Genomic DNA, 16,967 nt, shown 5'->3' on the forward strand with positions numbered 1-16,967 from the left:
CGGCGCCTCGACGATTGCGCCGAACGGGTGACGTAGCGTCAGTTGATTGCGCGGTCCGGGGGAACGGGCCCGGGGCGGGTCCTTCCGACCGCGCCGGTGCGGCGGGCGTTGCGGCGCAGCAACTGGGTGCGGGCCCCGGCGTCCGCGCCCCGGTCCCGCTCGGCGAGCCGCTCGGCCAGCGCGTACTGCTCGGCGGCCGGCTTCTTGTCGTCGTACTTGAACTTGGCGCGGACCTCGCGGACGGTCAGGTGCAGCGCGGTGAGTCCGGGGAGCAGTCGGGCGAACTCCCCCTCGCCCGGGGTGACCCGGACGTCCGGGCGCTCCGGCTGGAAGTGGGCCAGCTGGCGGTTGAGGATCTCCGCCTTGCCGGTCGGGTCGGTGACCAGCGACGCGGTGGCGTGGAAGTGCACCGAGGCGTAGTAGCTGGTCGGCGTGCCGGGCTCGCCGCGCCAGTGGCCGGGGGCGAAGGCGTAGTCGTCGGTGACCGCGAGGGTGACCTCCGGGTCGGCCCGGACGGCTGAGAGCAGGGGGTTGGGGGCGGCGAGGTGGAGCAGGATCTCGCCGCGGTCGGCGTCCAGCAGGAAATGGGTGGGGGCGAGCACCGGGCCTTGGCCCGGCCCGCCGTTGGCGGCGAGCAGGCCGAAGTCGCGGCCCTCGGCGAGCCAGGCGCGCCATTCGGCCTCGTCGCCGCGGTCCCAGGAACGGATCAGCATCGGGGCCCCGGTCAGCCGGCGGAGCGGGCGGAGTCGTCGGCCCCGGCGCTCGGGTCGGGTTCAGGGTCGGGAGTGGTGTCGGGAGTGGTGTCCGGGTCGGGAGCGGGGCTCGGGGCGGTGAGCGCGCGCAGGTTCGCGGGGAGCGGCACGGTGGTGGAGGCGTCCGGCAGGGGCGTGCCGTAGCCGCTGGTGACCGGGACCAGGCCGGCCCAGTGGGGCAGGTCGAGGTCCTCGGCGTCGTCGGCGGCGAGGTCGTTCCGGCTCTTGGCGGAGACCTCGTCGAGGTCGAGCCGGATCACCGCGGTGGCGGCGAGCTCCTTGGCGTTGGCCGGGCGGACCTCGGCGGAGCGGCCGGGCACCACCTGGTCGACCAGGGCGTCCAGCGCGACGGTCAGCTCCTCGGGGTCGGTGACCTGGTACGCGGTGCCGTGCGCCACCACCGAGCGGAAGTTGACCGAGTGGTTGAAGGCCGATTTGGTCAGCACCAGCGCGTCGACCAGGGTGACGGTGAGGCAGACGGGCAGGCCCTGCTCGCCCCGGGCGCCGCGCAGCGGCCGGCTGCCCGTGGAACCGTGCACGTAGACGCGGTCGCCGACCCGGGCGTGGATGGTGGGCAGCACGACCGGCGCGCCGTCGACGACGAAGCCGAGGTGGCAGAGGTAGGTGGCGTCCAGGACCGCGTGGATGGCCTCGCGCTCCCAGGTGGCCCGGTCCTTGTAGCGGGTGGGGGTGGTGCGCGGGGTACGGGCGTAGGACGTGTCGTTGTCCGGTACGGTCGACATGACAACCTCTATGTACTAGTGCATACTCTGTTTTGTGCTAGGAGACTATCGGATCACCGGTCGGCGTGCCAGCGAGATTGCGGCCGAGATCGAGCGGGGGGTCAGCGCCGGGCAGCTCGCCCCCGGGACGCCGCTGCCGCCGCTGCGCGACCTCGCGACCGAACTCGGCGTCAACCCCAACACCGTGGCCGCCGCCTACCGGCTGCTCCGCGACCGGGGGGTGATCGAGACCGCCGGCCGCAAGGGCAGCCGGATCCGCCCGCGCCCCGCCCACACCCCGCGCGACGAGATCCGGCTGCCCGTCCCGGCGCACGCCCGCGACCTCGCCGACGGCAACCCCGACCCGGCGCTGCTGCCCGACCTCACCCCGGCCCTCGCGGCCGCCGCCGAGGCCGCCCGCCGCACACCGGTCCGCTACGGCGACCCGACCGTGGACCCCGGACTGCTCGCCCTGGCCGGCGCGGCCTTCGCCGCGGACGGCCTGCCCGCCGGCCCGATCGCCGTCGCCTCCGGCTCGCTGGACACCATCGAGCGGATCCTGGCCACCCGGCTGCGCCCCGGCGACGCCGTCGCCGTCGAGGACCCGGGCTGGGGCAGCCTGCTGGACCTGCTGCCGGCGCTCGGCCTGCGCGCGGCGCCCGTCCGGCTCGACGACGAGGGTCCGCTGCCCGGTTCGCTCGCCGAGGCGCTGGACGGCGGCGCCCGGGCGGTGGTGGTCACCAGCCGGGCGCAGAACCCGACCGGCGCCGCGATCACCGCCGGGCGGGCCGAGGAGCTGCGCGCCGTCCTGTCCGCCCGTCCGGACGTGCTGCTGATCGAGGACGACCACGGCCACGGCATCGTCGACCAGCCCTACCACCCGCTGGCCGGTGCGGGCTCGCGGCACTGGGCGGTGGTGCGCTCGGCGGCCAAGGCCTACGGGCCGGACCTGCGGCTCTCGGTCGCGGTGGGCGACGAGGACACCGTCGGACGGGTGCTCGGGCGCCAGCGGCTGGGCGCCGGATGGGTCAGCCATCTGCTCCAGCAGACGGTGGCCGAACTGTGGCGCACCGACGCCGCGCCGGTGGGGCGGGTGGCCGGTGCCTACCGCGCGCGCCGGGGGGCGCTGATCGGCGAACTGGTCGCGCGGGGCGTCGCGGCGCACGGGGCGAGCGGGCTGAACGTCTGGGTGCCGGTGCCGGACGAGGCCGTCGCACTGGCCGCCCTGGTGCAGCGCGGCTGGGTGGTGGCGCCGGGCGCGCGCTACCGGCTCCAGTCGCCGCCCGGGCTGCGGGTCACGGTCGCGCAGCTGGACCCGGCCGATGCCGGGCGGCTGGCGGAGGACCTGGCGTCCGTGCTGAGCGGATGGCACGGGATCACCGGGGCGGGGGCGGACGGGGCGCCGTCGCGGCTGGTCTGATTCGGTCCGGCGCCCACCCGGGGGGAATGGTGGGCCTTCGATTCCAGGTCAATGGCGATGCCAATTTCGATTCGATCCGGATCGAATCGAAATTGGCATCGCCATTGGCCGACTAAAACGATCCGAGCCGATCAGTACTGATTGGTAACAGGGCGAGAAATTCACTGCAGATACCTAGCGGTAACAAGCGCGGGCATGTCAGATTCAACGCGCCACCGGCCGGCGGCCTACCCTCACCCCGTGTCTCCCCGCCCCCACCTGCGGGCGAGACCGATCGTTGGAGTTCCGTCGTGCCCGAAAACCGTTCGAGCATTTCCCGCACCACCGCCCGGTGGCGCGGACGGCTGCTCGCCGCCGCGCTCGCCCTGCCGCTCGCCGCCACCGGACTGGTGGCGGGAACCGCCGCCCCGGCCCGGGCCGCCGCCCCGAGCGGCCCGACCGCCAGCGTCAGCCTCGGCGACAGCTACATCTCCGGCGAGGCCGGCCGCTGGAAGGGCAACTCCGTCACCAGCGGCGGCAACCGGGCCGGCACCGACCGGGCCTGGACCGGCAGCGGCTACGACCCGAGCCGGATCTACGGCGCCACCTACGCGAGCGGGTGCGACCGCTCGGACGTGGCCGAGGTGCGCAGCGCGCCGACCGTGGCCCAGACCCAGATCAACCTGGCCTGCTCGGGCGCCGTCGCCGCCAACGTCTTCCGCGCCGCCAACGGCGGGCAGTCGTTCAAGGGCGAGGCCCCGCAGGCCGACCAGCTCGCCACCGTGGCCCGGCAGAACAACGTCAAGCTGGTCACCCTGTCGATCGGCGGCAACGACCTCGGCTTCGGCGACGTGATCTCGACCTGCGTGCAGGACTACCTCGTCTGGTACTCCTACTGCAACGATGATCAACAGAGTGCGGTCGACGGCCGGATGCCGGACGCGATGGCGGGCGTCGGCAAGGCGCTCGACGAGATCCGCGCCGTGATGGCGGGCGCCGGGTACGCGGCCGGGGACTACCGGATCGTGCTGCAGTCCTACCCCTCGCCGATCCCGCGCGCCGCCGAGATCCGCTACCCCGAGAGCGGCTGGAGCCGCTCCGACACCGGCGGCTGTCCGCTCTGGAACGGCGACGCGGACTGGGCGCGCGACTCGCTGGTGCCGCAGATCTCCCGGGCGCTCGCCGGGGTCGCCAAGGCCAAGGGCGTGCAGTTCCTGGACCTGAGCGACATGCTCCAGGGCCGTGAGGTCTGCTCCAAGGCGACCCGTCAGGCCGGCTCGACCAGCGCGCCGTCCGCGACCACCAGCGAGTGGGCGCGGTTCCTGGACGGGGGGCTCAACGCCTCGCAGGGCACCCTGCAGGAGTCGCTGCACCCCAACTACTACGCGCAGCAGGCGCTCGGGCGCTGCCTGACCCTGCTGTGCGGGCGGACCAGCGGCGACTGGGGGTGCCGCAACACCGCCGGGCAGGACGCCAACGGGATGTACCTGACGGCGAAGTAGCCGTCGGCGAGGCAGCCGGCGGCGAGGCAGCCGCCGGGAACGCGACGTCGCCCTGTCCTCCGCCGCACCGGCGGAGGACAGGGCGACGTCCCGTTCCTGCGGCTCGGGTCAGCCCTTGGCGAGCAGCGCCTGGGTGTGTTCCTTGACCTGGTCCCGCGTCAGATAGGCGTCCGTGTACTCGAAGTCGCGGAGCCGGGCGGGCTGGCGGGCGAGGAACCCGGTGCGCACGAAGTCGTCGCCGGCGGTCGCGTTGAGCAGCCAGTTCGCGCCGACCCGGAACTTGGCGGCGTTGGTGCGCATCGCCATCAGGTGGTAGCCGCGGGCCACCAGTTGCGCCGGCACACCGCGCAGCTCCACCCCGAGCGGCTTGGAGACGGCGTCCTTGCCACCGAGGTCCACCACCAGGCCCAGGTCCTTGTGGTAGTAGGGCTCCAGCGGCTGGTTGCGGAGCGCGGCGATCACATTGTTGGCCACCGCCCGGCCCTGGCGGGCCGAGTGCTGGGCGGTCGGCGGGCACATCGCGCCGTCGCCCTTGGCGAGGTCGGGGACGGCGGCGGCGTCGCCGAGCGCGAACACGCCCTCGAACGGGGCCACCCGCATCTCCGCCGTCACCGCGATCCGCCCGCGCACCGTCTCCGCGTCCAGGGTGGCGATCAGCGGGCTCGCGGCGACGCCGGCCGTCCAGATCAGGGTCCGGCAGGGGAGCACCCGGCCGTCGGTGAACTTCACCGACTCGGCGCCGACCTCGGCCACCGACACGCCGAGCGAGACCTCGATGCCGCGCTCGCGCAGCACCTCCAGGGCGGCGGTGCCGAGGGCGTCGCCGAGCTCGGGCATCAGCTTGGGGGCGATGTCGATGAGGTGCCACTTGATCTGCCGGGCGTCCAGCCTCGGGTAGCGGTGGGCGGCGGCCGTGGTGAGGCGCTGGAGGCAGGCGGCGGTCTCGGTGCCGGCGTAGCCGCCGCCGACCACCACGAACTGGAGCCGGGACTCGCGCTCCCGCTGGTCCGGGGTGGCGGAGGCGAGGTCCAGCTGGGCGATCACATGGTCCCGGACGTACGCCGCCTCGGCGAGGGTCTTCATGCCGCGCGCGTAGTCGGTCAGACCGGGGATGTCGAAGGTGCGGGTGACGCTGCCGGGGGCCAGCACCAGGTAGTCGTACTTCTGCGCCACCACCTCGTCGGTGATCTTGCGCACCACGCAGACCTTGGCGGCCGGGTCCACCCCGATCGCGCCGCCGGGGACGATGTGGGTGCGGCGCAGCGAGCGCCGCAGCGAGACGGCCACCGACTGCGGTGTGAGCACACCCGCCGCCACGTGCGGCAGCAGCGGCAGGTAGAGCTGGTAGCTGAACGGGGTGACCAGGGAGATCTCCGCCTCCGCCGGGGAGAGCTTGCGCTCCAGCCGGCGCGCGCACTCCAGTCCGGCGAAGCCGCCGCCCACGATCAGGATCCGGGCTCGTTCCATCGTGCGTCCCTCACAGTGCAGGTCGTTCCGCCGCGGGTCGAGGCGCCGAGGGCCGTTCCGCCACGTCGAGGCCCTCGGTGGGCGCGGAGGCGGCGGTACGGGTACGGCGGTGCGAGTGCGGTGGTGCGGGTCATGGCCGATGCGGGTCGTGGCCGGTTGCGGTTTCGGCCGGCTGCGGCTGCGGCCCGTCGGGGTCGTGGCCGGTCGGGGTCGTGGCCGATTGCCGGTCGGGGCCGTAGCGTTCCCCGGCTACTGTCCGCCACGTTCGCACGGCGCGGCGGGGGCTGCCACCGGGACGACCCGGGCGGGCGAGCGGGTCGAGCGACACCCGCCCCGTGCATATGCCCGATAGGCTGTCCGCCGTGCTCCCCGAGGTGACGGCGGTCCGTTATGTGACGCCACTGCGAGAAGGCGGCTCGATGCCGGGCCTGGTCGAGGCCGACGACCGGCGGCTGTACGCGCTGAAATGGGTCGGCGCGGCGCAGGGCCGAAAGGCGCTGGTGGCGGAGGTGCTGGCCGGGGAACTCGGCCGGCGGCTCGGGCTGCCGGTGCCCGAGCTGGTGACCGTCGACCTGGACCCGGTACTGGCCCGCAGCGAGCCGGACCCGCAGATCCAGGACCAGATGCGCGCCAGCGGCGGACTCAACCTGGGCATGGCCTTCGTCAGCGGCGCGCTCAACTTCGACCCGCTCTGCTTCGAGGTGGACGCCGGGCTGGCCGGGCAGGTGCTCTGGTTCGACGCCCTCATCGGCAACGTCGACCGCTCCTGGCGCAACCCCAATCTGCTGGTCGCCACCGGTGGACTGCGGCTCATCGACCACGGCGCGAGCCTGATCTTCCACCACAACTGGGCCGGCGCGGCCGCCTGGATCCGGCGGCCGTACGACGCCTCCGACCACGCGCTGCTGCGCGCCGAGCCGGACCTGCTCGCCGCCGACAAGGCGCTCGCGCCGCTGGCCGAGGCGGCGATCGAGGAGGCGGTGGCGCGGATCCCGGACGTCTGGCTGGTGGACGAGCCCGGATTCGACTCGCCCGAGGCGGTGCGCGCGGCGTACCGCACCCAGTTGACCGAGCGACTGGCCGGTCCGCGCGACTGGCTGCCGGAGGTGTCCGCATGACCGAGCCGATCCGGTCGGCGCTGCCGGCCGTCGCCGAGCTGCACGACTACGAGTACGCGGTGATCCGGGCGGTGCCCCGGGTGGAGCGCGGTGAGTGCGTCAATGTGGGTGTGCTGCTCTACTGCCGGCAGAGCGCCCACCTGGCCGCCCGGACCCACCTGGACCAGGCGCGGCTGCTGGCGCTGGACCCGGTGGCCGACGTGTCCGGGGTGCGGCGGGCGCTGCAGGGGATCGAGGCGGTCTGCGAGGGCGGACCGCAGGCCGGTCCGGCGGCGTCGGACAACCCGGGGCAGCGGTTCCGCTGGCTGACCGCGCCGCGCAGCGCGGTGGTGCAGCCGGGCCCGGTGCACACCGGGCTGACCGCGGACCCGGAGACCGAGCTGCGCCGCCTGTTCGACCAACTGGTGCTCTGAGGGCCCGGACGGTCGGGCCCTCGGTACGGTGCGGCGGTTGACTGCCGGATCTTTGCCGTGATCAAAGCTTGAGATACTGAAGCACTCGGTCGTAGGCTGACCTCATGGGTTCCACAGTGACCACGACCGTACCGACCAACGCCGAGCTGATGGAGGCGCTGGCCGCCGTCGGTGCCGCGTACTTCCAGGACTTCGCGGCCGCCGCCGCCAGGCACGGTCTCTCCTCCTCGCAGGCCAAGGCGCTCGGCGCCGTCCAGGAGCCGGTGCCGATGCGCGCGCTGGCCGGGCGGCTCGGCTGCGACGCCTCCAACGTGACCGGGATCGTCGACCGGCTCGAGGCCCTGGGCCTGGCCCGCCGGGAGGCCTCGGCGGGGGACCGGCGGGTCAAGATCGTGGTCATCAGCGAGCAGGGCCGGGAGATCCTGTCGCTGGTCCGCGGCGAGATGAGCCGCACCCACCAGTCCTTCGAGACCCTCAGCGACGAGCAGCGGAGCGCGCTGCACTCGATCTGCCTCCAGGTGCTCCCGGTGCTCAGCGGACGGCAGTAGGTCTCGGTGCTGTGTCCGGGCGCGGCGTCTTCGGGCGCGGTGTGTCCGGGCACGGTGGTACCCGGGCACGGTGTGTCCGGGTGCGGGGCCGCTGCGTCCGGGTGCCGGGCCGCTCCCGGGCGGCTCTCAGGGCCGCTCTCCAGGCCGCTTCCGCTGCCTGCGGATCGCGCTGGGCCGGTCCGGCGCGGGTCGGGCTGACCTCGGCTGTTAGGCTTGCGAAGCGTGAGCGCGAAGCCCCAGATCCCCAATGTCCTGGCCTCCCGGTACGCCTCGGCGACCCTGGCCCAGCTGTGGTCCCCCGAGCACAAGGTGGTCCTCGAGCGCCACCTGTGGCTCGCCGTCCTGAAGGCCCAGCAGGACCTCGGCGTCGAGGTGCCCGCCACCGCCGTCGCCGACTACGAGCGGGTGATCGACCAGGTCGACCTCGGCTCCATCGCCGCCCGTGAGCGGGTCACCCGACACGATGTGAAGGCCCGGATCGAGGAGTTCAGCGACCTCGCCGGCCACGAGCAGATCCACAAGGGCATGACCTCCCGGGATCTGACCGAGAACGTCGAGCAGCTGCAGATCCGGCAGTCCCTGGAGCACGTGCGGGACCGCACGGTCGCCGTGCTGGTCCGCCTGGGCCGGCTCTCCGCCGAGCACGCCGAGCTGGTCATGGCCGGCCGCTCGCACAACGTGGCCGCGCAGGCCACCACTCTCGGCAAGCGCTTCGCGTCGATCGCGGACGAGCTGCTGGTCGCCTTCCGCCGGCTGGAGGAGCTGATCGCCCGCTACCCGCTGCGCGGGATCAAGGGCCCGGTCGGCACCGCCCAGGACATGCTGGACCTGCTCGGTGGCGACACCGAGAAGCTCGCCGAGCTGGAGCGCCGGGTCGCCGGCCACCTCGGCTTCGACAACGTGCTGATCAGCGTCGGCCAGGTCTACCCGCGCTCGCTGGACTTCGAGGTGCTGACCGCCCTGGTGCAGCTGGCCGCCGCGCCGTCCAGCCTCGCCAAGACCATCCGCCTGATGGCCGGCCACGAGCTCGTGACCGAGGGCTTCAAGGAGGGCCAGGTCGGCTCCTCCGCGATGCCGCACAAGATGAACACCCGCTCCTGCGAGCGCGTCAACGGCCTCGCGGTGATCCTGCGCGGCTACGCGTCGATGACCGGCGAGCTGGCCGGCGACCAGTGGAACGAGGGCGACGTCTCCTGCTCGGTGGTCCGCCGGGTCGCGCTGCCGGACGCCTTCTTCGCCTTCGACGGCCTGCTGGAGACCTTCCTGACCGTCCTCGACGAGTTCGGCGCCTTCCCGGCCGTGGTCGAGGCCGAGCTGGACCGCTACCTGCCGTTCCTGGCCACCACCAAGGTGCTGATGGGCGCGGTGCGCGCGGGCGTCGGCCGGGAGACCGGGCACGAGGTCATCAAGGAGCACGCCGTCGCCTCCGCGCTCGCGATGCGGGCCGGGGCCCGGGAGAACGAGCTGCTGGACCGGCTGGCGAACGACGACCGGATCCCGCTGGACCGGGCCGGGCTGGACGCGCTGCTGGCCGACCGGCTGTCCTTCACCGGTGCGGCCGGTGCCCAGGTCGCCGAGGTCGTCCGCCAGGTCGAGGCCGTCGCGGCCGCGTACCCGGAGGCCGCCAAGTACGCGCCGGGCGACATCCTCTGACGGTTGTCCGACCCCGGATGCCGGGCCCCGTCACCGTCGAGGTGGCGGGGCCCTCGGCGTGTCCGGGAGGCCCGGCGGTCCCGGGGTCTTCTGGTGTGGGGAGGCTCAGCCCTGCTCCGGAGCCGGACGGCCCGGGTCAAGGGGCGGGGCGGGATGGCCCGGGTCGAGGGGCGGCGCGTTGGTGCCGCAGGCGTAGCGGCAGTCCGGCTCGGCCACCGGGCGGTGGTCCTCGGGGGCCAGGACGTTGCCGTGGACGGTGGTCAGGGCCGTGAGCCCGCCCGCCACGAGCAGTCCGGCACAGATCAGCATCGCGGTGTGGAAGGCGGAGTCGACCGCCGACGGCACCCGGTAGGCGTCGCCGCTCAGACCCGCCAGCGCGGGCAGCGCGGCAACGGCCAGCAGTCCGGCCGCCCGGGCCGCGGCGTTGTTGACCCCGCTCGCGATGCCCGCGTGCCGCACCTCGACCGCCGCCAGCACGGTCGCGGTCAGCGGTGCGACCAGCAGCACCATTCCGCTCCCCATCACCGCGACGGCCGGCAGCACGTCCGTCCAGTAGGAGGCGTCGGGCCCGATCCGCAGCATCAGCAGCACGCCCACCGCGCACAGCAGCGGGCCGACGGTGAGCGGCAGCCGCGGGCCGATCCGTTTGCCCAGCCGGCCCGCCCGGGCGGAGAGCGCCAGCATGATCACGGTGATCGGCACCAGCGCGAGTCCGGAGACCAGCGGCGAGAAGCCGGAGACGATCTGCAGCTGGACGACCAGGAGGAAGAAGACCCCGCTGAACGCCGCGTACACGGCGAGCGTGACCAGGTTGACGGCGGTGAACAGCCGTGAGGAGAACAGGCCCAGCGGCAGCATCGGCTCCGCGGTGCGGCGCTCGACCACGATGAAGGCGGCGCCGAGCAGGAGGCCGGCCGCGCCGGTGACCCAGACCGTGGCGGAGAGGCCGCCCCCGGCGGCGGTCAGCGCATAGGTGATCGAGCCGAGCGCGAGAGCGGCCAGCACCGCGCCGAGCACGTCGAACCGCCCGGTCGAGCTCTCGTCGCGGCTCTCCGGGACGTGCCGGGCGGCCACCGCGATCACCATCGCGGCCAGCGGCAGGTTCAGCAGGAAGATCCAGCGCCAGCCCGGGCCGTCCACCAGCCAGCCGCCGAGGAACGGGCCGACCGCCGCCGAGACCCCGCCGAGGCCGGACCAGAGGCCGACCGCCGCCGAGCGGTCGTCCGGATGGAACACCGCCTGGAGCATCGCCAGCGAGCCCGGGGTGAGCAGCGCCCCGCCGATGCCCTGCACGGCGCGGGCCGCGATCAGCACCTCGATGGTCGGCGCGGCGGCGCAGGCGGCCGAGGCGGCGGCGAACCAGACCACGCCCAGCAGGAAGATCCGGCGCCGCCCGTACCGGTCGCCGAGCGCGCCGCCGAGCAGGATCAGGCCCGCCAGGGTGAGCAGATAGGCGTTCAGCGTCCATTGCAGGGCGTCGAGCTGGGCACCGAGATCGGTGCCGATCCGGGGCAGTGCGACGTTCACGACGGTTCCGTCGAGCATCGCCATGCTGGAGCCGAGCACCGTCGCCAGAAGTACCCAGCGTCCCTGCGCGGTGCCCAACCGCAGGGTGCCTGCATCGGTGGTGGTCACGGCCCATGGTGGGGCCCACGGGGCCGACGTGACAAGGGTCACCGGGGGTGTGTCGGGGATGTCCGTTCCGTGAGTGATCGTGTGCGCACTGATGACGACATCGGCGGAGGGTTGCGGATCACGTGCGCGCAGTGAATGGATTGTGTGCGTACTGTGCATGCCTTTCATGCGGAGCGTCACGGTGTTCCGGACTTTGGTCCCGGGCTCCGGAGATCGACATTGCTTCACCCGAACGGATGGGTTTTAGTTCAGCGACCGCCCGGCGTCAGCCCGGGTGGCCACCGGGTGGAACGCCTAGTCCTGCCGCTGCCCGGTGGTTCGCAACGAACTCTGTACGGCAGGAGCGGGGGACCCACAGGTAAGTCGCCGGACCCGAATTGACGGTCCGGCTTGGGGTGAAGCCGCATTTCTCTGCGGCCGGGCAACTCCAGCCCGAACCCGACAGCTCACCTCGCAGGCGTCGGAGAGGACAGCTTCCATGCCCGCACAGGCTCGTCGTATCGCCATGCCCCGCGCCGTCCGCATCGGCATCGCCACCGCCGTCACCGGCGCCGCCTTCGCCCTCCCGCTGGTGACCACCGTCACCGCCCAGGCGCACGAGGCCCCGGCCGCCGGCCACTCGCAGCAGACCAGCACCTGGACCGGCGCCGCCAGCGTCGACGCCGCGCCGGCCGCTGCCGAGAACGCCCCGGCCGCCCCGGCTGCCGCCGCCGCTCCCGCCGCCGAGGCCGCTCCGGCCGCCCCGGTCGACTACAAGGTCGTCGGCGGGGACACCCTGTCGAAGATCGCCGACGCGAAGAACGTCGAGGGTGGCTGGAAGGCGCTGTTCGAGCACAACCGCTCGGTCATCGGCGCCAACCCGAACCTCATCTTCCCGGGTCAGCACCTCGCGCTCGGCGCCAAGGCCGCCGAGGCCGCGAAGCCCGCCGCCCCGGCCGAGGCCGCCAAGCCGGCCGCCCCCGCCGCCAAGGCGCAGACCTCGCAGGACTCGGTGAAGCCGGCCGCTCCGGCCGCGAAGCCGGCGGCCCCGGCTGCCAAGCCCGCCGCCAAGCCTGCCCCCCAGCCCGCCGTTCAGGCCGTCGTCGCCCCGGTCGCGAAGCCGGCCACCGCGGCTCCGGTCGCCGCCACCTCCGGCTTCTTCGCCCCGCTGGCCAACCCGAAGCTCGGCACCGCCTACGGCGTGGCCGGCTCGATGTGGGCCTCCGGCCACCACACCGGCGCCGACTTCGTCGCTGCCACCGGCACCCCGCTGCGCGCGGTCGCGGCCGGCACCGTGGTGAAGGCCGGCAACGGCGGCGCCTACGGCAACGAGGTCGAGATCAAGCTCGCCGACGGCAAGTACGCCGAGTACGCGCACCTGTCCTCGATCGGTGTGTCCATCGGTCAGACCGTCACCGCCGGCCAGCAGATCGGCCTCTCCGGTGCGACCGGCAATGTGACCGGCCCGCACCTGCACTTCGAGATCCGCACCGGCTCGGAGTACGGCTCGGACATCGATCCGATCGCCTACCTGCGGGCGCACGACGTCGCGATCTGACCTCGGTCGGATCATCTGCCTCCGCCGGATGCGGGGCGAAACGACCTCCCGGAATGGTCATGTCGGGTGACCGCTGGACCGGGTGGACGCCGCATCCGAGTGGATCGACGGGCGCGGGACACGCCCGTCCTGCCGGCCGGCCCGGCTCACGAGACTTCTCGTGGGCCGGGCCGGCCGTCGTCGTGCCCGGGGTCCGCTGCGGCGGAGTTGATCAGGCTTCAGAGTTGGTTCGGGGTAGCCCGGTTCTGCTTCCGGTGGGTTCAGGAACTGTGGGCGGCCGGCTCCTGCTCGGCGGCGGACAGCAGTTGGTGCACCCGGTGGCCGAACTCGTCGGCGTCGCGGGCCGGTTCGAGGAAGACCAGGCGGACGTCGCGGTGGCCGTGCGGGTGGTCCAGGCGGAGCACCAGGCCGTACCGGTCGAGCGCGAGCGGGCGGACGTCGGGGCGGTCGGTGAGCAGCGCCGGGTCGAGCAGCCGGGTGAGCACGGCGAGCGCGTCGGGGTGGTCGTCGGCGAGGTGGGTGAGAAGTCCGGCCTCGTAGCGGGCCAGCGGGTCGGGGGCGGCCGCCGCGAGGTCGGCGCCGGTGATCGCGGTGGTGCCGTACGGGGTCGAGAGCACGGCGTGCGCGACGTCCAGGCGCAGGTGCACGCTGAGGCCGTCGTCGGCGAGGTGGGCGAGGTGGAGCCGGCCGGCCAGGGTGAGACGCCCGCGGACCCGGTCGCGGACGGCCACCGGGGCGATGTCGGTGAGGTCGAGCACGACGGCGAGGCCGTCCTGCTCGCGGGCGGCGGCGGAGGTCACCGGGGAGTCGAGCGGCGCGCGCAGCCGGAGCCGGGAGCCGTGCACCGAGACGGGGGTGGAGAGTTCGTGCTGCTCGCCGCCGGCGCGGAGGACCACCGAGGAGGTGGCGGTCAGCAGGCTGCCGATCCGTTCGGCGGCGGTGGGCTCGGGAATCTCGGCATCGTGCTGCGGGTGCGGGCTCATGGGATCGGGACCTCCGGCGGACGAGCTGACCTTGTAGTTAGGTGAGCCTAACCTAATGAATTGAGGGGGTGAGGGCAAGGTGTCGCGAGGGTGGGGCGCACCGGGAGTGCGTGCAGGGCTCCGGCTCGGAGTCCGGGGGCTCCTGGTGGGGATGGCGCTGTCGGGGTAGGTGGGCCTGTGCCGCCCGCCGTCGGGGCGAGGGGCGCCGAAGTGGCGGCAGTCAGCAGACTATCGATCAGGTCGGTGCCGGCGGGCCCGGAAATCTCGACGATGTGCGGATGCGGGCCGCAGGTCAGGGGTCAATAGTGAACGAATCGGTCTGTTGGTTAGGCGAGCCTTGCCTTTCTTTTGATGGGGTGGCGGCCGGATGGCGATGTGGCGGGGCCGGACATGCCGAAGGGCCCCGACTCGGCCTGAGTGCCGAGGTCGGGGCCCTTCCGGTGCGGACGGTGCGTGCGGGTCAGACGACGACCGCCTGGGCGTCGATCTCCACCAGCATCGGCTCCTGCGGGAGTTCGCAGAAGATCGTGGTCCGGCACGGCTTCACGCCGCCGGCAGGGATGTTCTCCTCGATGAACTCGGCGTAGACCTCGTTCATCAGCGGGAAGTCGGCGCGCTTGGTGAGGTACACGCGGAACATCACCACGTCCTCGACGGTCGCGCCGCCCGCCTCGACGATCGCCTTGACGTTCTCCAGGGTGCGGCGGGTCTGTGCCTTCACATCGCCGTGGTGGAGGTACTCGCCGGTGGCGGGGTCCTGCGGGCCCTGGCCCGACACCTGGAGGATCGGGCCCTTTCGGACGCCCTGGGAGAACATCCAGGCCGGGGCGGGGGCGCCGTCGGTGCGGATCTCGGTCTTGTCGTTCCGGGTGCTCATGCGTGCTCACTTCCTGTGCGGGGGAGGGGGTTTGTGGGTCGTGCGGTCGTGCAGTGGTGCGGTGGTGAGGTGGTGCGGCGGTGAGATCGTGCGGTGGTGGTGCGGTGGTCGTCGGTGGTGCTGTGGTCGTCAGTGGCGCGGGGGCTGGCCGCAGTCGGCGGAGATCGCCCTTGCGGTGGCGAGAAGTTGGGGCAGCAACTCCAACACCTGCTCGTACGGGAGCACGACGTCCGGGACGGAGATCGAGGCGGCGGCGACCACTCGGCCGCTGGCGTCGCGGATCGGCGCGGCCACGCAGTTGATGAACGCCTCGTGCTCGGCGTGGTCCTGCGCCCAGCCCTGGGCGGCGACCTTCTCCAGCTCGGCCAGCAACGCCTCGGGTGTGGTGAGGGTGCGCGCGGTGTGCGGGGTGAAGTCGATGCCCGCCACCACCCGCCGCCGTTCGGGCGTGGGCAGGTCGGCGAGCAGTACCTTGGACACCGCGGCGCTGTGCAGGGCGGCCCGGAGGCCGATCCGCGAGTACATCCGCACCGGGTGCCGGGAGTCGTACTTGTCGATGTAGACCACCTCGCCGCCCTCGTAAGCGGCCAGGTGCACGGTCTGGCCGGTGCCGGCGTTCAGTTCGGCGAGGTACGGCGCGGCGATCCGGCGGACCCCGCGCTGTTCCAGGGCGAGCCCCGAGAGCGCGAACAGGCCGGCGCCCAGGTGGTAGCGGTATCCGGCGTCGCGGTAGACGAATCGTTCCTCTTCGAGGCTCTGGAGCAGCCGGAGCACGGTCGTCTTGTGCACACCGAGCACCTCGGCCAACTGGTCCAGGGAGCGCTCGCCCTCACCGAGTTCGGCGAGGATGCGCAGGGCGCGGGTGACGGTCTGGCTCATGGCGCTCCAAGGGCCGGGGTGGCGGCCGGTCGAGGGTCGGGGGCACCGCCCCCTGGTGGAACGGGCGCGGAGCGGTCGGTGGGGGAGGCGGATGCGGCGGTGCGGGAGGAGGCGGGCGACGGGGTGGGTGGGTCGGTGGGGAAGGCGTATGTGCTGGTGGGCGCTGCGGGGAGCGCTGGGGACACGATGCCATCCGCCGACACCCGGGTGGCCGCCCAGGCCTCGGGTGAGGCGTCGAGCAGGGCGCCGACCACCGAGTCGGGCGGAAGCTCGCCCTGGTCCCCGTGGCTGGTCAGCGCGCAGGCCGCGCTCAGATGGCCCAGTCGCAGGCGGCGCCGCTGGTCGAGGCCGCGCACGGTACCGGCCAGGTAGCCGGCGGCGAACGCGTCGCCCGCGCCGGTCGCCTCGACCACCTCGACGGTCAGCGCCGGTTCGGCGACGGTAGTGCCGTCGCGCCCGATCGCGGTGACCAGCCGGGCCTCGTCCTTGACCACGACGGTGGCCGGCGACGGGAAGAGGCGGCGCAGGGCGTGCGGCTCCCCGGTGCCGAAGGCGGCCTCGGCCTCGTCCGAGCCGAGCAGGAGCAGGTCGGCCGCGTCCAGCAGGGGCGGCAGCACCGAGAGGTCGCGGTCGCGCCAGAGCGCCGGACGCCAGTTGAGGTCGAAGCTGACCAGGCGGTCGGAGCGGCGTTCCGCCAGCAGTGCGCGGAGCAGGGCGAGGCAGTCGTCGGAGAGCGCGGCGGTGATGCCGGACAGGTGGAGCAGCCGGGCCCCGGCCAGCAGGCGGGCGGCAGTCGGGTCGTCCAGCAGCTCGGGGGAGAGGGCGGCCGCCGCCGAACCGCGCCGGTGGTAGTGCAGCCGGCTGCGCCCCGGGCCGAGGTCGTGGCGCTCGCCGGTGGTGCCGCCGACCTCCTTGAGGTAGACGCCGGTCGGGCGGTGCGGGTCGACCGCGACGGCGGAGACGTCCACCCCGCGGGCGGTCAGTTCGCCGAGCAGGCGGCGGCCGAAGCCGTCGTCGCCGACCCGGCTGATCCAGGCGCTCGGCACGCCGAGGGCGGCCAGGGCGCCGGCCACGTTGGACTCGGCGCCGCCGACGGCGAGCCGGAAGTTCTCCACGGACTCCAGCGGGCCAGCGCGGTCGGGGAGGAGTACGGCCATCGACTCGCCCACGCAGACGGCCAGGGGGGTGGGGGGCGTGGCGGGTGTCGGCGGCTGTGTCCGGGGCTGTGTCCGGGGCGGGGTGTGGGGCGCGGTGTGGGGCAGGGGCGGTGTCGGGGACGGCTCCGGGGTGGCCGGTGTGCGGGGCGGTGCGGCCGTCGGATCGCCGGGCGACGGGGTGGCCTCGCTCGCGGCGGCGTCCTGGCGTGGCATCTGCTGGGCTCCTCGGAGTACTGCGGCCGGCCGGGGTGGGGGTGCTGCGGCGAGCCTGGCTGACCCGCGTGCGGCGGGCGGCTGTCGTTGACCTTCGTCCGGCGCCGATGCT

At 73.7% G+C, this 16,967-nt stretch carries 15 protein-coding genes and 1 riboswitch; of the genes, 7 read left to right on the forward strand and 8 right to left on the reverse strand.

Going from position 1 to position 16,967, the window contains the following annotated elements; genetic code table 11:
- Nucleotides 1–38: 38 nt before the first annotated feature.
- Complete coding sequence (locus tag BI06_RS35255; protein WP_063795088.1) at nucleotides 39–713, reverse strand: FMN-binding negative transcriptional regulator; 675 nt, start codon at nucleotides 711–713, stop codon at nucleotides 39–41.
- 11 nt (nucleotides 714–724) lie between these two features.
- Nucleotides 725–1,495, reverse strand: a complete 771-nt coding sequence (locus BI06_RS35260; RefSeq protein WP_082558915.1) for a pyridoxamine 5'-phosphate oxidase family protein — start codon at nucleotides 1,493–1,495, stop codon at nucleotides 725–727.
- A 34-nt stretch (nucleotides 1,496–1,529) separates the two neighbouring features.
- On the opposite strand from BI06_RS35260, the gene BI06_RS35265 reads away from it, so the two are divergent.
- Together BI06_RS35265 and BI06_RS35270 are read left to right on the forward strand one after the other, a co-directional pair.
- Nucleotides 1,530–2,894, forward strand: a complete 1,365-nt coding sequence (locus tag BI06_RS35265; protein WP_051742622.1) for an aminotransferase class I/II-fold pyridoxal phosphate-dependent enzyme — start codon at nucleotides 1,530–1,532, stop codon at nucleotides 2,892–2,894.
- Nucleotides 2,895–3,184: 290 nt separating this feature from the next.
- On the forward strand, nucleotides 3,185–4,375 hold the full coding sequence (locus BI06_RS35270) for a GDSL-type esterase/lipase family protein (protein WP_233290414.1): 1,191 nt from the start codon (nucleotides 3,185–3,187) through the stop codon (nucleotides 4,373–4,375).
- Between the two features lie 108 nt (nucleotides 4,376–4,483).
- Here BI06_RS35270 and BI06_RS35275 read toward each other — a convergent pair whose 3' ends face one another.
- On the reverse strand, nucleotides 4,484–5,842 hold the full coding sequence (locus BI06_RS35275; protein ID WP_030397879.1) for an NAD(P)/FAD-dependent oxidoreductase: 1,359 nt from the start codon (nucleotides 5,840–5,842) through the stop codon (nucleotides 4,484–4,486).
- Nucleotides 5,843–6,204: 362 nt separating this feature from the next.
- On the opposite strand from BI06_RS35275, the gene BI06_RS35280 reads away from it, so the two are divergent.
- The 4 genes from BI06_RS35280 to purB all read left to right on the forward strand — a co-directional run bounded on the left by BI06_RS35280 (nucleotide 6,205) and on the right by purB (nucleotide 9,574).
- Nucleotides 6,205–6,960, forward strand: coding sequence for a HipA family kinase (locus tag BI06_RS35280; RefSeq protein ID WP_233290415.1), 756 nt, complete (start codon nucleotides 6,205–6,207; stop codon nucleotides 6,958–6,960).
- Nucleotides 6,957–7,373, forward strand: a complete 417-nt coding sequence (locus BI06_RS35285) for a DUF3037 domain-containing protein (protein WP_030397877.1) — start codon at nucleotides 6,957–6,959, stop codon at nucleotides 7,371–7,373. Before BI06_RS35280 ends, BI06_RS35285 begins: the two co-directional genes overlap by 4 nt.
- A 104-nt stretch (nucleotides 7,374–7,477) precedes the next feature.
- The gene (locus BI06_RS35290) at nucleotides 7,478–7,921 is read left to right on the forward strand and encodes a MarR family winged helix-turn-helix transcriptional regulator (RefSeq protein WP_030397876.1); all 444 of its coding nucleotides are present in this window, start codon (nucleotides 7,478–7,480) and stop codon (nucleotides 7,919–7,921) included.
- Between the two features lie 213 nt (nucleotides 7,922–8,134).
- The gene (purB, locus tag BI06_RS35295) at nucleotides 8,135–9,574 is read left to right on the forward strand and encodes an adenylosuccinate lyase (protein WP_199523405.1); all 1,440 of its coding nucleotides are present in this window, start codon (nucleotides 8,135–8,137) and stop codon (nucleotides 9,572–9,574) included.
- 105 nt (nucleotides 9,575–9,679) lie between these two features.
- On the opposite strand, the gene BI06_RS35300 is transcribed toward purB, so the two are convergent.
- Nucleotides 9,680–11,209 carry an MFS transporter gene (locus BI06_RS35300; RefSeq protein ID WP_037782494.1) on the reverse strand — a complete coding sequence of 510 codons (1,530 nt, stop codon included), beginning with the start codon at nucleotides 11,207–11,209 and terminating at the stop codon, nucleotides 9,680–9,682.
- Nucleotides 11,210–11,520: 311 nt separating this feature from the next.
- Nucleotides 11,521–11,684, forward strand: a riboswitch (cyclic di-AMP (ydaO/yuaA leader).
- Nucleotides 11,685–11,687: 3 nt separating this feature from the next.
- On the opposite strand from BI06_RS35300, the gene BI06_RS35305 reads away from it, so the two are divergent.
- Nucleotides 11,688–12,746, forward strand: a complete 1,059-nt coding sequence (locus tag BI06_RS35305; protein ID WP_043475215.1) for a LysM peptidoglycan-binding domain-containing M23 family metallopeptidase — start codon at nucleotides 11,688–11,690, stop codon at nucleotides 12,744–12,746.
- Between the two features lie 260 nt (nucleotides 12,747–13,006).
- Here the strand turns inward: BI06_RS35305 and BI06_RS35310 are convergent, their stop codons facing one another.
- From BI06_RS35310 to BI06_RS35325, 4 genes are all read right to left on the reverse strand, one after another.
- Nucleotides 13,007–13,729, reverse strand: coding sequence for a DUF2470 domain-containing protein (locus tag BI06_RS35310; protein ID WP_051742623.1), 723 nt, complete (start codon nucleotides 13,727–13,729; stop codon nucleotides 13,007–13,009).
- A 460-nt stretch (nucleotides 13,730–14,189) separates the two neighbouring features.
- Entirely contained in the window at nucleotides 14,190–14,606 is a 417-nt protein-coding gene (locus BI06_RS35315; RefSeq protein WP_030397871.1) for a RidA family protein, read from the reverse strand.
- A gap of 129 nt (nucleotides 14,607–14,735) precedes the next feature.
- Entirely contained in the window at nucleotides 14,736–15,485 is a 750-nt protein-coding gene (locus BI06_RS35320) for an IclR family transcriptional regulator (RefSeq protein ID WP_030397870.1), read from the reverse strand.
- A complete protein-coding gene (locus tag BI06_RS35325; protein WP_082558916.1) occupies nucleotides 15,482–16,855 on the reverse strand; it encodes a sugar kinase in 1,374 nt (457 codons plus the stop codon). The genes BI06_RS35320 and BI06_RS35325 overlap by 4 nt, the downstream gene beginning before the upstream one ends.
- Nucleotides 16,856–16,967: the final 112 nt, after the last annotated feature.

This window comes from Kitasatospora sp. MBT66 (genome assembly GCF_000710405.2).
Taxonomy (GTDB): Bacteria; Actinomycetota; Actinomycetes; order Streptomycetales; family Streptomycetaceae; genus Kitasatospora; species Kitasatospora purpeofusca.